Annotated in this window: 9 protein-coding genes; 3 read left to right on the top strand and 6 right to left on the bottom strand. The window is 60.3% G+C overall.

From position 1 onward, the window contains the following. The first annotated feature begins 13 nt into the window (after positions 1–13). Both CHH27_RS17285 and CHH27_RS17280 read left to right on the top strand, forming a co-directional pair. Entirely contained in the window at positions 14–2,044 is a 2,031-nt protein-coding gene (locus CHH27_RS17285) for a methyl-accepting chemotaxis protein (RefSeq protein ID WP_208988263.1), read from the top strand. Positions 2,045–2,194: 150 nt separating this feature from the next. Beyond that, positions 2,195–3,379 (top strand): NAD(P)/FAD-dependent oxidoreductase, encoded by a 1,185-nt coding sequence (locus tag CHH27_RS17280; RefSeq protein ID WP_094072682.1) that lies wholly within the window; start codon positions 2,195–2,197, stop codon positions 3,377–3,379. Positions 3,380–3,622: 243 nt separating this feature from the next. Here CHH27_RS17280 and CHH27_RS17275 read toward each other — a convergent pair whose 3' ends face one another. The 6 genes from CHH27_RS17275 to secA all read right to left on the bottom strand — a co-directional run bounded on the left by CHH27_RS17275 (position 3,623) and on the right by secA (position 11,586). Continuing rightward, positions 3,623–4,420, bottom strand: coding sequence for an alpha/beta fold hydrolase (locus CHH27_RS17275; protein WP_094072681.1), 798 nt, complete (start codon positions 4,418–4,420; stop codon positions 3,623–3,625). A 36-nt stretch (positions 4,421–4,456) separates the two neighbouring features. Beyond that, the gene (locus CHH27_RS17270) at positions 4,457–5,659 is read right to left on the bottom strand and encodes an adenylate/guanylate cyclase domain-containing protein (protein WP_208988262.1); all 1,203 of its coding nucleotides are present in this window, start codon (positions 5,657–5,659) and stop codon (positions 4,457–4,459) included. A 68-nt stretch (positions 5,660–5,727) separates the two neighbouring features. Beyond that, positions 5,728–7,233: a glycosyltransferase family 39 protein gene (locus CHH27_RS17265; RefSeq protein WP_094072679.1), complete on the bottom strand. Its 1,506-nt coding sequence runs from the start codon at positions 7,231–7,233 to the stop codon at positions 5,728–5,730. A 19-nt stretch (positions 7,234–7,252) separates the two neighbouring features. After that, the gene (locus tag CHH27_RS17260) at positions 7,253–7,684 is read right to left on the bottom strand and encodes a GtrA family protein (RefSeq protein ID WP_094072678.1); all 432 of its coding nucleotides are present in this window, start codon (positions 7,682–7,684) and stop codon (positions 7,253–7,255) included. Continuing rightward, positions 7,674–8,711 (bottom strand): glycosyltransferase family 2 protein, encoded by a 1,038-nt coding sequence (locus CHH27_RS17255; protein ID WP_094074826.1) that lies wholly within the window; start codon positions 8,709–8,711, stop codon positions 7,674–7,676. The genes CHH27_RS17260 and CHH27_RS17255 overlap by 11 nt, the downstream gene beginning before the upstream one ends. A gap of 103 nt (positions 8,712–8,814) precedes the next feature. Further along, entirely contained in the window at positions 8,815–11,586 is a 2,772-nt protein-coding gene (gene secA, locus CHH27_RS17250) for a preprotein translocase subunit SecA (protein WP_094072677.1), read from the bottom strand. A 269-nt stretch (positions 11,587–11,855) separates the two neighbouring features. Here secA and CHH27_RS17245 point away from each other — a divergent pair, with 269 nt between their 5' ends. Continuing rightward, positions 11,856–12,740, top strand: coding sequence for a peptidylprolyl isomerase (locus CHH27_RS17245; protein ID WP_247646124.1), 885 nt, complete (start codon positions 11,856–11,858; stop codon positions 12,738–12,740). Positions 12,741–12,839: the final 99 nt, after the last annotated feature.

The raw sequence follows: 12,839 nt of genomic DNA, 5'->3' as shown, positions 1-12,839 counted from the left end.
CTTGATCGCCAACGTGAGTGTTAAGGGACATACGCCGGTGGCCTTCGGATCGCAATCTCCATTTCACATCTTTGCCAACCTGTCTGTCAAAGTCAGAATTCTCGCTCTCAGCCTGTTTACAATCGTCGGACTATTGGCGATTGGAGGCGTCTTCTTCTGGAGCCAGGGCGAACTCAATTCGGCTTTCGCGCGCATGAGCGGCAGTTCCTCACTGGCCGAGCAGGTCGGAGCGCTGTCGGAAGCCGGCGGCAAGCTGCGCACTTTGGAAGAGCATTATGTCAGCGCCCCATCCGCCAGCACCTTCAACGGGTTTTCCGTTGAACTGGAAAGCGCGAATGCAATTCTGGACAGGATCGAAACCAATCCGGCGGCGGCTGCCTACGCGACCGAGATTTCCGATGTCCGTGACACCTTGAACGGCACGATGGGCGCCTTTGAAATGCTGGATGCGGTTCAGCAAAAGATTGGCTACGACACAACGCAGGGTCATCTCGCCGGGCTTAATCAGTTTGCCGGTGCGGTCAAGGATCGCCTCGCAGAAGAGATGAAATTTGGTGGGGGCCCCGATTTCGAAAAGCTGGCCCGGGCGATCCTCGCCGTGCAGCTTGCGGAAAAGGAATTCACGCTCAACAATACTTCAGCAGCGAAAGAAGTGTTCGATGCGCAGTTTGCAGCCTTCGAAAAACTGCTCAAGAAGGTCTATATCTCAGACGCAATCAAGAAAGAACTTGCCGATAACATGGCCAAGTACAAGGCCACGTTTGACGAATACACGATTGCAAAGGCGGACAAGGCGAAGCAGGAACAGCTTTTGGATGACTTGTTCAACCTGGTACCGCCGCATATCGCCTCGCTAAATGAAGCCGCAAGCAGCATGCAGAAGGCAGCTTCGGCCCAGCTTGAAACGGCCCGGTCCATTGCGGCCTATGCCATTGGCGGTACCATCCTTGTTCTGTTGATCCTGTTGCCGGCCATTGCAATCCTGATCGGCCAGTCCGTTGCCCGGCCTCTGGCACGCCTTCAGGCAGCCATGGAAGCACTGGCTGGCGGTCAGACGGACCTCGATCTGCCGGAAATGGCAGGCAACACCGAACTGGCTTCCATGAGCCGAACCGTGCAGGTGTTCCGCGACAACGCGGTCGAACGCGCGGAACTGGCTCATGCGCAGGATCAGGAAAACCGGCAGCGCGAAGAGCGCGTTGCGCGTCTCGACGGATTGATCGGCCGCTTCGAAGGCACGGTGTCCGAAGCGCTCGACAGCCTGGACCGCGCCAATGGCGAGTTGCGCCAGACGTCGCAATCGATGGAGCAGTCTGCCGATGACGTTGCCAACCAGTCCGGCGAAGCGGCCGGGGCGGTGCGGACGGCTGCGGAAAACGTGACCTCTGCGGCACATTCCGCCGAAGAACTGGCGGCGTCCATTGCAGAGATTGCAGGTCAGGCCAACAAGTCGACCGAGGTTGCCCAGCAGGCGGTGATGAGTGCCTCCTCGACGGTGGCGACCATGCAGGAACTGTCCAGTGCCGCCGACCGGATCGGCGAAGTCATGGGTCTGATCCGCGACATTGCCAACCAGACCAATCTCCTGGCGCTCAACGCGACCATCGAGGCCGCCCGCGCCGGCGAAGCCGGCAAGGGATTTGCGGTTGTTGCTGCCGAGGTGAAGCAGCTGGCGGACCAGACGTCCAAGGCCACCGAGGATATCGCCACCCAGATCGAGGCCATCCAGGGCTCGTCGGGACAGGCAGTTCAGGCGATCGAGGACGTCAACAAGATCATCTCCGACATGGAAGGGCTTGCCTCGGCCGTTGCCTCTGCCGTGCAGCAGCAGGATGAGGCCGTCCAGGTGATTTCCGAAAACGTCTCCAGCGCGTCTACCCGGTCCGAAGAAGGGGTCTCCCGAATGGAGACTGTCGGCTCGGCTGCCGAATTGGCCCGTTCCAACGGTGCCGAAGTCGAGCATCTGGCTGAATCGCTGGGCGAGCAGGGAGCTCTGATCCGCCAGGAAGTGGCTGAATTCCTGCAAGGCGTGCGCAGCGCCTGAGCCCGTCTCGACCCTGAAAAACACACAGGATCAAAAAAACGCCGCGTTGGTCAAACGCGGCGTTTCGCCCGTCTGGCGGACGGCTTTTCTTCGTGCTAGCCATTCTTTTCTGAACAGGCCCCGAGCCAAGCGGGAAGAAGGCGGAACGGAATGCAAGAAGATATCGTCATCATCGGTGCGGGACAGGCCGGTGCGCAGGTTGCCCAGTCCTTGCGGCAGGGCGGGTTCGAAGGCCCGCTGCGCCTGATCGGTGATGAACCTCACCCGCCTTATCAACGCCCGCCGCTGTCCAAGAAATTCCTGGCCGGTGAAATCGGGGCAGAAGGGCTCTGGCTGCGCCCGCCGGCTTTCTTCACGACCAACAAGATCGACCACATTCCGAACACCAAGGTGGTTGAGATCGACCGCGGAGCCAAACGACTGAAACTGGAAAACGGCGATACGCTGCCCTACGGCAAGCTGGTGCTGGCGACCGGCACCAATGCCCGCTTCCTGAAACTGGACGGTGCCGACAAGAAGGGCGTTGTCACCCTGCGCTCGATCGCGGATGTTGACGTGATCCGGGATCTCCTTTCGGCAAGCCGCCGGATCGCGATTATCGGTGCGGGGTATATCGGCCTGGAAGTGGCCGCGGTGGCCAAGTCGCTCGGCAAGGAAGTCAGTGTCATCGAGGCCCAGGACCGGCCCATGAAGCGGGTCGTGAGTGAGGCCGTCTCGGAGTATTTCGCAAGGCTGCACCAGAAAAACGGCATCGACCTGAAGCTGAACACCGGTATCGAGGCCATCGAGGGTGGTGATGCCGTCACGGGCGTCAAGCTGTCGAATGGCGAGACGGTACCGGCGGAACTGGTGCTGGTGGCCGTTGGAGCCGAACCAAATGACAGGCTTGCGGAAGAAGCCGGACTGGAAACCGACAACGGCATTCTGGTCGATGGCTGTGGCCAGACCAGCGATCCGGACATCTTTGCCGCCGGGGACTGCACGCGGTTCTATTCCAACCGCTACCAGCGGTCCGTTCGCATGGAGAGCGTGCAAAACGCCATCGACCAGGCCAAGATCGTGGCCCAGGCCCTGCTTGGGAATGAAGTCGACTACGATCCGCTGCCCTGGTTTTGGTCGGACCAGTATGACATCAAGCTGCAGATTGCCGGTCTCTCCGAAGGTTATGACGACACCAAGGTCATCGGCTCGACCGAGAACAGCAAGTTCTACGTTGCCTATCTGAAGGAAACGCAGCTGATTGCCGTCGACAGCATCAACTCGCCCCGCTCGCACATGATGGCACGCCGCGTGATTGGCGAACCCTGGCGCGACGACCTGTTGCCGGAGGCGTGAGGCGGGACCGCTGTCGGCTATAGACCGTGACCCAATGAGGCCCTCATCCTTCGAGACGGACCTTTCGGTCCTCCTCGAAGGATGAAGTTGAAATTGTGAGATGCAGCAGATCTCTGGCACACCTCGCAGCCTTATGATGCGCTGGAGCAAACCGCGTTTAATCAGGCCCGGTTTCGCTGCCTGAATTCAGGGATTTCAACGTAGTTGCCGAAGAACGTTGCATCTTGTTCAGCGCGGCGCGCTCTAGGACGTGCTCGCGTTCTGCAGGATCAGCCGCGTTGTTTCCTTCGGGATTTCCAGGTGCACCATGTGACCGACACGTTCAAAGATGTGGGTCGCGACGGTGCCGGGGAGCTTGTGGGCCTGACGGGTCGGCAGCACGCGGTCCTGAGTTCCCCACAAGACCTTGATCGGCATCTGCAAGGCTGCCAGTTCGTCGCGCGGAAGGGTCTTTTGCACCGTGCCGTCGATGATTTCGTCGGCGATGGTTTCGAGCGTCGCAACGGCTCCCGGCCGGGCCCGGCTCTCGGCCGCGGTCCTGGCGAGAAATTTCGGCAGCTTGAATTCCCAGCCGAAAAACTGTTCCAGCAGCACTTCCATCAGGTCCGGGTCGGTTGCTGCCGCATAGCGGCGCAGCAGCCGGTGATTGATTTCCGGGCCAAACCCGCCAGGCGCCAGCAGTGTCATGCTGGCCACAAGGTCCGGATTGCGCAGGGCAATCAGGGCCGCAACGGCGCCGCCCATCGAATGGCCCACGAGATGGACCCGTTGAAGGTCAAGCGCTTCGAGGGACTGGCCGACGGCCTTCGCAGAGACACCGGCATGACCGATCCGCGGCCAGTCCAGCGCCTCGCCATGACCGGGCAGGTCAAAGGCCAGCGAGCGCTTTTTGGGTGCCAGAGCGGTCTGGATATTGAGCCAGGTCTGCCGGTCGCCGCCAAATCCATGCAGCAGGACAACCGGTGTGCCGTCCTCCTCGCCGCTTGCAGGCTGGTCGCGAAAAGGCAGGTTTTTCGGCGCATTGGGGCTTAAGTCTGTCATGTGGTCTGCTTTTTGTCAGGAAAAGAACGAGCGGTCTCAGGACCGGAGAGGAGTTGGTGCATTCAGCGCAAAGAGCGGCTGAGGATCGGTAAAGCCGCTGAGTTCAAACGAACCGACCGGTTGTGCGCGTTGGCCGGCGAGGCGGGCTATGTCCTCCGTCATGAGAACATCTGTTCCGACGGTCTTGGTCAGGCTCTCGATCCGCGCAGCGGCATGCACCGTCTGGCCGATCACGGAAAAGGTGAGGCGGTGGGCGACACCGATATTGCCGAACATCACCGATCCGACGGACAGGGCAATTCCGGCTTTCAGGGGATGCGCAAGAGACGGGTCGGCGTTCAGCGCCTTCAGCCGCTCGCGGCTGTCATCGGCCGTTGCAAGTGCAGTTCGGATGGCGGTTTCAAGGCCCTGCGCGCCGATCGGAAACACGCCGAGCACCGCATCGCCGATAAAATCCAGGACTTCACCACCCTGGTCCAGAACCGCGCCGGCCGTCGCTTCGAAATAGGTGTTCAGATAACTCAGATAGGCGTCCGGTCCAAGCAGCTCCGCAATGGCAGTGGAACTGCGCATGTCGGAGAAATAGATCACGGCATCGATGGTCTGGCCGTCTCCGTGGCGGATCTGGCCGTTCAGGACCTTGTTGCCGGCAATCTTTCCCAGATAGGTCTCCGCAATGGTCTTGCTGATCTGGCCTTCAATCGTTGCCCGGGCAGCCAGGGCGAGGCGTTTTTGAATATACTGGATGGCGGTCAGCGCGTCGTCGGAGAAACCGTCCTTGTCCCTGGTGGCCCAGCTGACAACGATGCCGGTGCTGGCAAACTCGCTGGGTATGGCCGGGATCTCGAACGAGGTGGGCATCACCATGTAATCGGTGTAGCCGGTGTCCGACAGACGTTGCAGAAGTGGAAATTCCAGAGGCGCGTTGGCATTGGTCAGCCGCCGGCGCAAAAGTGGCTCTCCGCTGATAAGAACGGCACGCACGGGGCTTTGCAGCCAGTCCTCGGTCTCTTCCTCGGTATGGGTGATCTGTTCGTGCTGAACGGCGTTTCCGCTTTCCCAGAACGCAAGTTCGGCTTCAATGAGGGGATGGAGCGTCGACCAGGCGAGCATGGCCCTGTCGACGGGAACGTTGCACTGGCGCAGACGCACGCACATTTCACCGAACATCGTGGCCATGTCGGGCGTGCCAAGTGCCTGTCCGATCATCCAGTCTTCGATGCCGTCGATTTCAGCCATACTGATCATGGCGCAAAGGTAGAGGGCTTTTGTCTCTCTTTCCAGACGGTCGATGGCCGCTGTCGCCGTTATTTTTGAGCCTGTGTAGCGACTTCACCCGGCTGCACGATCATCCAGTTGACCCTGACATCGGGAATGCTGCCGGACGCTGCCGACGGGAACGTTCTGGAACCATCCCGCACAGCCTCGGGATAGAAGGCAAGCAATTCGTTGAGCGGCTTGTCGCGGTCCCCGCGCCACACAATCATGAGGCCTTTTTTCTGCACATCGTCGAGATCGATCCAAGGGCTCAGCTCCAGGCTGTGCAGGTAGAACATGGACGGCCGGCTGGGCGCGAACAGGGTGACATTTGCGGCAGACCACATGTCGCCGGCCACATAGGCAAGCTCGGTTCCCGTTTCCGCCTTCCAGATCCGGGAAAGTTCCTGCGCAACCTCCCGGCCCGGATAGTGAATGCGTGTCTGTTTGGTCTTCCAGTGAGGCTCCAGCACGGCCTGACCGAAGAGAATGCCCAGAAACACGGCCTGTATCGCTATGGCCGCAGCCAGGGCGCGGCGTGGGTAAGACCACAGGTTTGGCAACCCCAGATACCGGACTGCGAGCATCCCCGACAGGACGAACATCGGTGTGCCCCACATATGTTCGAACTCGTTCCCACTGACAGCGGATGCCAGCAGCACAACGGTTAGGGGAACAAAGGCAAACCAGAGCAGGAATCGGTCCTGCGGCGGGTGAAGGGCGGCGGCCGACTGCGCCCGTCTGACCCGCAGGTCCTTCAGGGTGGTCCAGCCAAGTCCTGCCAAAACAACAAGAAACAGGCCGGCATGGTTGCCGATCTGGGCGCCCAGGAAGTTCAGCGGATTGAATATGTGGCCAACAATACCCGCGGCCGGCTTGCTGCGACTGGCCGCGTATTGAAGCGTCAGGAAATCCGTATCAAGGAGCCACTTGAGATGCGGCACGAGCAGGAGGATGCAGGTCAGCGTGCACAGCCAGGGGCCAAGGCTGAGCAGATGGCGCCGGGCGTCCGGAAACAGCAGGGTATAGAGGCCGATTGTGCCGACCAGAAGCAGGACGAAGTATTTCGTGTAGAACCCGAAAGCGGCCAATGCTCCGAGAACAATCCAGTCGATCGCGCGGCCGTTGGTCAGTGCCCGGTGAAAGAACAGCATCATGCCGGCCCAGACCGGTACTTGCAGGATGTTGGGATTGAACTCCGGCATGGGCAGGGTGAAATAGAAGGTCACGCTGGTCAGGACCAGAGACCAGAATGCCTGCCAGTCAGTCAATCCGAGCCGCCTGGCAAGCCGCCAGATAAAGAAATAGCCCGTTGCAGCGCACAGGGCGCTCAGCCAGTAGGCGCCAAAGGTTCCACCGCCGGTCAGGCGGTAGGTAAGCTCCAGCAGCCAGGCCTGCATGGGCGGGTGCTTGGTGTAACCAAGCTGGAGCTCCCGACCCCAGGCGAAGCCCTCCACCACGTCGAGCGGCGGTGTTGGAAAGGTGAGTGTTGGAACAAGGGCATAAAGCAGGCACGCCAGGGCGCTGTAGAGGAGGGCTGCGCGGGATGCGGTCATGCGGTCACTCGCGGGATGATCAGGTTTCTGCGGGGCGATGGGAAAAAGCCCAAAGCCGGGCTCCGAGGAAGGACAGGGCCGGAACAATTGCGATCGAGAACAGCAATCCGGCGAGATCCGGCCAGGGTGTCAATTGCAGCCACAGCGCCAGCACAAATGAATTCAGCGCAAACCCGGACAGGGCGATCACGAGAAATCGCGTCATGCTTTTCCAGGCTTTGCCTTCCTGGCGCAGGTGGGCAAAGCTCCAGAAATAGTGCCCGGTGAAAGACACGCCGAAGGCGACCAGGAAACCGCAGATGTTGGCTGGAAACGCCGTCAGGACACCGGTCTCGAGCAGACTGGCGGCGACCAGGGCATGCGTCAGGGTTGCCAGCACACCGACCACGGCGAATTTGCCCACTGCGGCTGTCTCGGTCTTAAGCGTCTGACGACGGCGCTTATTCGGCATCGTTCTTCTCGTCCGCCAAACGCGTCGGTCGTGAGGTTGGTGCGCCTTCGATGACGTCCTGCACAATGAAGACGGGCCGCTGCTTGGCCTCGTTGAAGAGGCGGGCAATGTACTCACCGATCATGCCAATCGACAGCAGCTGGACACCGGAGAAAAACAACAGGGCAACCATCAACGAGGCATAGCCTGGAACATCGATCCCGTGCGCAAACACGCGAAGCGTCAGATAAAGCGCATAGGCAAAGGCACCGAGAGAGACCAGAGCGCCGCCATAGAACCAGACCCGAAGCGGTAGTGTGGTGAAGCCGGTCAACCCGTCCAGGGCAAAGTTCCAGAGCTTCCAGTAGTTGAACTTGCCGGTTCCCGCCTTGCGAGGCGGCCGTTCGTAGGGCAGGGCCATTGCCGGAAACCCGACCCAGGCAAAGAGCCCCTTCATGAAGCGGTTTCGCTCCGGCAGCTGCAACAGCGCGTCGATCACGACCCGGTCAATCAGGCGGAAATCGCCGGCGTTCGCCGGCATGTCGATATTGGCGAGCCGGTTGAACAGGCGGTAGAACATGCCAGCCGTCGATCGCTTCATGACGGTGTCGGACGACCGGTCGACCCTCAGCCCGTAAACGACATCGTAGCCGGCACGCCAGCCGTCAAGCATCTGCAGGATCAGCTCCGGAGGGTCCTGAAGGTCCGCATCGATGATGATGGCGATGTCGCCCCTGGCGGCTTCGAGGCCTGCGGACAGTGCCGCTTCCTTGCCGAAGTTGCGCGACAGGCCCAGGAGACGGCCGGGAAGTCCGTTCTTGAATTCGCTGGACAGGATATTGGCGGTGTCATCCCGGCTGCCGTCATCGACAAAGACATATTCGTAAGCGTGACCCGTGGCCTCGAGCACAGGCCGGGTCGCCTCAAGGAAATGACCGATGACCTCCGCCTCGTTATAGGCCGGAACGATCAGGCTGATCAGCGGGTCATCGGGGCGCCGGTCGCCCCTGCGGGAAATATAGATATTGGAGGCGGCAGCTTCTTGCATATAGAGCTCGGTGAATTTGGATCGGCGCAACCTGCCGGATAATCACAAAAAAGGCCAGCCCGATCATCCGGGCCGGCCGATTTCTGGTGTCTGGAGCCTATGCTCAGACGAGCGCGCCGTGGCAATGCTTGAATTTCTTGCCAGAGCCGCAAGGGCAAGCTTCGTTGCGGCCGACCTTGCCCCAGGTGGACGGGTTGTCGGGATCGCGGGCACCCAGGCCAGCAGCCTGCGCATCGGCCAACGCCATTTCATCTTCCCCGGTCAGTGGGTTGATGTGATGGGGGTGCATTTCCGGCTGTTCCGGCATTTGCGGCGGCTGTTCGGTCACGATCTCGATGCGCAGCAGCTGGGCCGTGGTCATCTGGCGCAACTGGGCGAGCATGGATTCAAACAGCGTGAAAGCCTCGGTCTTGTATTCCTGCAGCGGATCGCGCTGGGCGTAACCGCGGAAGGCAACCACCGAACGCAGGTGATCGAGATTGGCCAGGTGCTCGCGCCACAGGTTGTCGAGGGTCTGCAGCAGCAGCATTTTTTCGACATAGCGCATCGCTTCGGGACCGTATTTGGCAACCTTCTGTGCCATGGCCTCGTCGGCCGCCTTGCGCAGACGGTCCTTGACCTCTTCGTCCGCGATCCCTTCCTCGTCGGCCCAGTCCTTCACCGGCAGGTCGAGATTGAGGTATTTCTGCACTTCCTCCTGAAGGCCTTCTGTGTCCCATTGCTCGGGATAGGCCTTTTCGGGGATGTGATTGGCAACCAGATCGTCGACCACGTCGTGACGCATGTCGGTGACGGCGTCCTGGATGGCGTCGCTGTCCATCAGTTCGATACGCTGTTCGAAGACCACCTTGCGCTGGTCGTTCATGACATCGTCGAATTTCAGGAGGTTCTTGCGGATGTCGAAGTTGCGGGCCTCGACCTTCTGCTGCGCCTTTTCCAAAGCCTTGTTGATCCACGGGTGGATAATGGCTTCGCCTTCTTCCAGTCCGAGTTTCTGCAGCATGGAATCCATGCGCTCGGAGCCGAAGATGCGCATCAGGTCATCCTGCAGCGACAGGAAGAACTTGGAGTGGCCGGGGTCACCCTGACGGCCGGAACGGCCGCGGAGCTGGTTGTCGATGCGGCGGCTTTCGTGGCGCTCGGTGCCAATGACGTAAAGACCGCCGGCCTCCAGCGCCTTCTGCTTCATTTCTTCCACTTCGGCGCGGATCGCAGCTTCCTTCGCGCTGCGGTCCTCGCCTTCGGGCATGTCGCCGAGCTCCATCGCAATCTGCATGTCGGCATTGCCGCCAAGCTGGATGTCGGTGCCGCGGCCGGCCATGTTGGTGGCGATGGTGACGGCGCCCGGCAGGCCGGCCTGGGCAACAATGAAGGCTTCCTGTTCGTGGTAGCGGGCGTTCAGAACCGCGAACACCTTGGACTTGGCGCCGTCCTTCTTCTGGGCGGCCGCAAAAGCCGCCGGGTCGGACAGGTCGATCTGCTTGTAACCGTGCTTCTTCTTCAGCAGCTCGGCGAGAATTTCCGATTTCTCGATCGAGGTCGTGCCGACCAGAACCGGCTGGCCCCGGTCCTTGCAGTCGTCGATCAGCTTGCTGATGGCGTCGAATTTTTCCTCAAAGGTCCGGTAGACCTCATCGTCGTCGTCGACACGTTTGACCGGAAGGTTGGTCGGGATCTCGACCACTTCCAGCTTGTAGATGTCGGCGAATTCGTCTGCTTCCGTCGACGCTGTACCGGTCATGCCGGCCAGCTTGTCATACATGCGGAAATAATTCTGGAACGTGATCGACGCCAGGGTCTGGTTTTCCGGCTGAATGCGGACCTTTTCGCGGGCCTCGAGGGCCTGGTGCAGACCTTCGGAGAACCGGCGGCCCGGCATCATGCGGCCGGTGAACTCGTCGATGATCACCACTTCGTCATTGCGGACGATGTAGTCCTTGTCCCGCTGGAACAGTTTGTGCGCTTTCAGCGCCTGCTGCAGGTGGTGCACGATCGAGACGTTTTCGACGTCGTAAAGCGAATCGCCCTTCAGCAGCTCGGCTTCGCTGAGCAGGCCTTCGAGTTTTTCATTGCCGGCCTCGGTAAAGGTGGCCGAGCGCTGCTTCTCGTCGAGTTCGTAGTCTTCTTCGGTCAGCTGCGGAATGAAGGCGTCGACGGTGTTGTAGAACTCGGACCTGTCTTCCAGCGGACCGGAAATGATCAGCGGGGTTCGGGCTTCGTCAACCAGGATGGAATCGACCTCATCGACGATGGCAAAGGCATGTTCGCGCTGAACCATCGAGGCACGGTCATGCTTCATGTTGTCGCGGAGGTAGTCGAAGCCGAATTCGTTGTTGGTGCCGTAGGTGACATCTGCGGCATAGGCTTCGCGGCGTTCCTCGTCGGACAGGCCGTGCGTGATGCAGCCGACGGTCAGGCCCAGAAACTTGTAGACCTGTCCCATCCATTCGCTGTCGCGCTGGGCCAGGTAGTCGTTGACGGTGACGACGTGGACGCCGCGGCCAGTCAGGGCGTTGAGATAGACAGGGGCCGTTGCGACCAGCGTCTTGCCCTCACCGGTGCGCATTTCCGAAATCTGTCCGGAATTCAGAACCATGCCGCCGATCAGCTGGACGTCATAGTGGCGCTGTCCAAGGGCGCGCCGGGCGGCTTCGCGAACGGTGGCAAAGGCCGGGACCAGAAGGTCGTCCAGTTTTGCACCGTTCTTGAGTTGCGCCCGGAATTCATCGGTCCGGGCGCGAAGCGCCTCGTCCGAGAGGGTCTGGACTTCCGGTTCAAGGGCGTTGATCTGATCAACCACTGCCCGAAATGACTTTACCTTCCGGTCGTTTGCCGAACCGAAAATCTTACGTGCTAATGCGCCAAGGCCAGCCATGTGGCGGTCCTTCCCTAACAGGCGGCGCCAACTGGCATTCCGGCGCCTGCCCATGAAATCGTCTCAATTGCTGTCCACGTTGCCGCCAAGCGCAACGCGTTGGCCGGCGAATGCGGCCAAAAAGATGCCCTCCCGGCCCGCAAGCCAGGACGCTCGACAGATAAGAGGGGGCTGTATGCTTGTCAACGCCGCAGGAATGCGCAAAGTAGCCACGCCCTCGAAGATCGGGGGCCAGAAAGATTACAGTTCCGATAGGTAAAGGACTTCTCATGTTCCGAATTTCGATGCGCAGGCCGGTTCAGGCGCTTGCCGTTTCACTCCTGGCCGTGTCGCTCGGATCCGCTTCGCTGTCTGCCCAGGAACCAGACGATGTGGTCGCAAAGGTCGGTGACGCGGAAATCACGGAAGCCGACATGGCGTTTGCGGCCCAGGATCTTGGCCAGGAATTGCAGCGTTTTCCGCCGGCCCAGTGGCGCAAGCTGCTGCTTGACGTCATGATTGACATGGAGCTGATGGCGCAGGCAGCACGCGACGAAGGCCTGGACAAGGATCCCGATTTCCAGAAGCAGCTGGAATTCCTGCAGCTGCGCGCCCTGCGCAACGCGTATCTCGGCGAAAAAATCAACGGTGATATCTCCGACGATGCTGTCAAGGCAGCCTATGACAAGGAATTCGCGGACTATGAGGGGCCGGAAGAGCTCAACGCGCGTCACATTCTGGTGAAGGAAAAAGCGGAAGCTGACGACATCATCAAGGAACTTGACGGCGGTGCCGATTTCGCCGAGCTCGCCCGGGAAAAATCAACGGGTCCGTCCGGCCCGAACGGTGGCAGCCTCGGCTATTTCACCAAGGGCCAGATGGTCAAGCCGTTCGAAGACGCTGTTCTTGCTCTGGAGCCCGGCACCTATACCAAGGAGCCGGTTGAAACCCAGTTCGGCTGGCACGTCATCAAGCTGGAAGACAAGCGCCGCCAGGACAAGCCGGCATTTGAAGATGTTGCGCAAGGGTTGCGTCAGCAGTTGATGCGCGAAGCTTATGATGCGCGCATGGCCGAACTGAAGAACGAAGTCAGCATCGAAATCCTGGATGAAGCCCTGAAAGCTGCAGAAGACAATGGCGCTGCTGCCGCAGCTGACGGCGACAAGACGGAATAATCCGGTTCCGGATCGATAATAAAGACCCCGGCAGCTCCGTGCTGCCGGGGTTTTTGTCATGTGATTTGTTGCGCCAGGCGATCTCAAAAGGCTTGCGCT

Source organism: Labrenzia sp. VG12, assembly GCF_002237595.1.
Lineage (GTDB): Bacteria > Pseudomonadota > Alphaproteobacteria > Rhizobiales > Stappiaceae > Roseibium.
This window is presented reverse-complemented; position numbering and strand designations above follow the sequence as displayed.

Excerpts from the sequence above, each read along its gene's own strand:
- CHH27_RS17280 (WP_094072682.1), top strand. The coding sequence starts at position 2,195 with ATGCAAGAAGATATCGTCATCATCGGTGCGGGACAGGCCGGTGCGCAG.
- CHH27_RS17275 (WP_094072681.1), bottom strand. The coding sequence starts at position 4,420 with ATGACAGACTTAAGCCCCAATGCGCCGAAAAACCTGCCTTTTCGCGAC.
- CHH27_RS17270 (WP_208988262.1), bottom strand. The coding sequence starts at position 5,659 with ATGGCTGAAATCGACGGCATCGAAGACTGGATGATCGGACAGGCACTT.
- CHH27_RS17265 (WP_094072679.1), bottom strand. The coding sequence starts at position 7,233 with ATGACCGCATCCCGCGCAGCCCTCCTCTACAGCGCCCTGGCGTGCCTG.
- CHH27_RS17260 (WP_094072678.1), bottom strand. The coding sequence starts at position 7,684 with ATGCCGAATAAGCGCCGTCGTCAGACGCTTAAGACCGAGACAGCCGCA.
- CHH27_RS17255 (WP_094074826.1), bottom strand. The coding sequence starts at position 8,711 with ATGCAAGAAGCTGCCGCCTCCAATATCTATATTTCCCGCAGGGGCGAC.
- secA (WP_094072677.1), bottom strand. The coding sequence starts at position 11,586 with ATGGCTGGCCTTGGCGCATTAGCACGTAAGATTTTCGGTTCGGCAAAC.
- CHH27_RS17245 (WP_247646124.1), top strand. The coding sequence starts at position 11,856 with ATGTTCCGAATTTCGATGCGCAGGCCGGTTCAGGCGCTTGCCGTTTCA.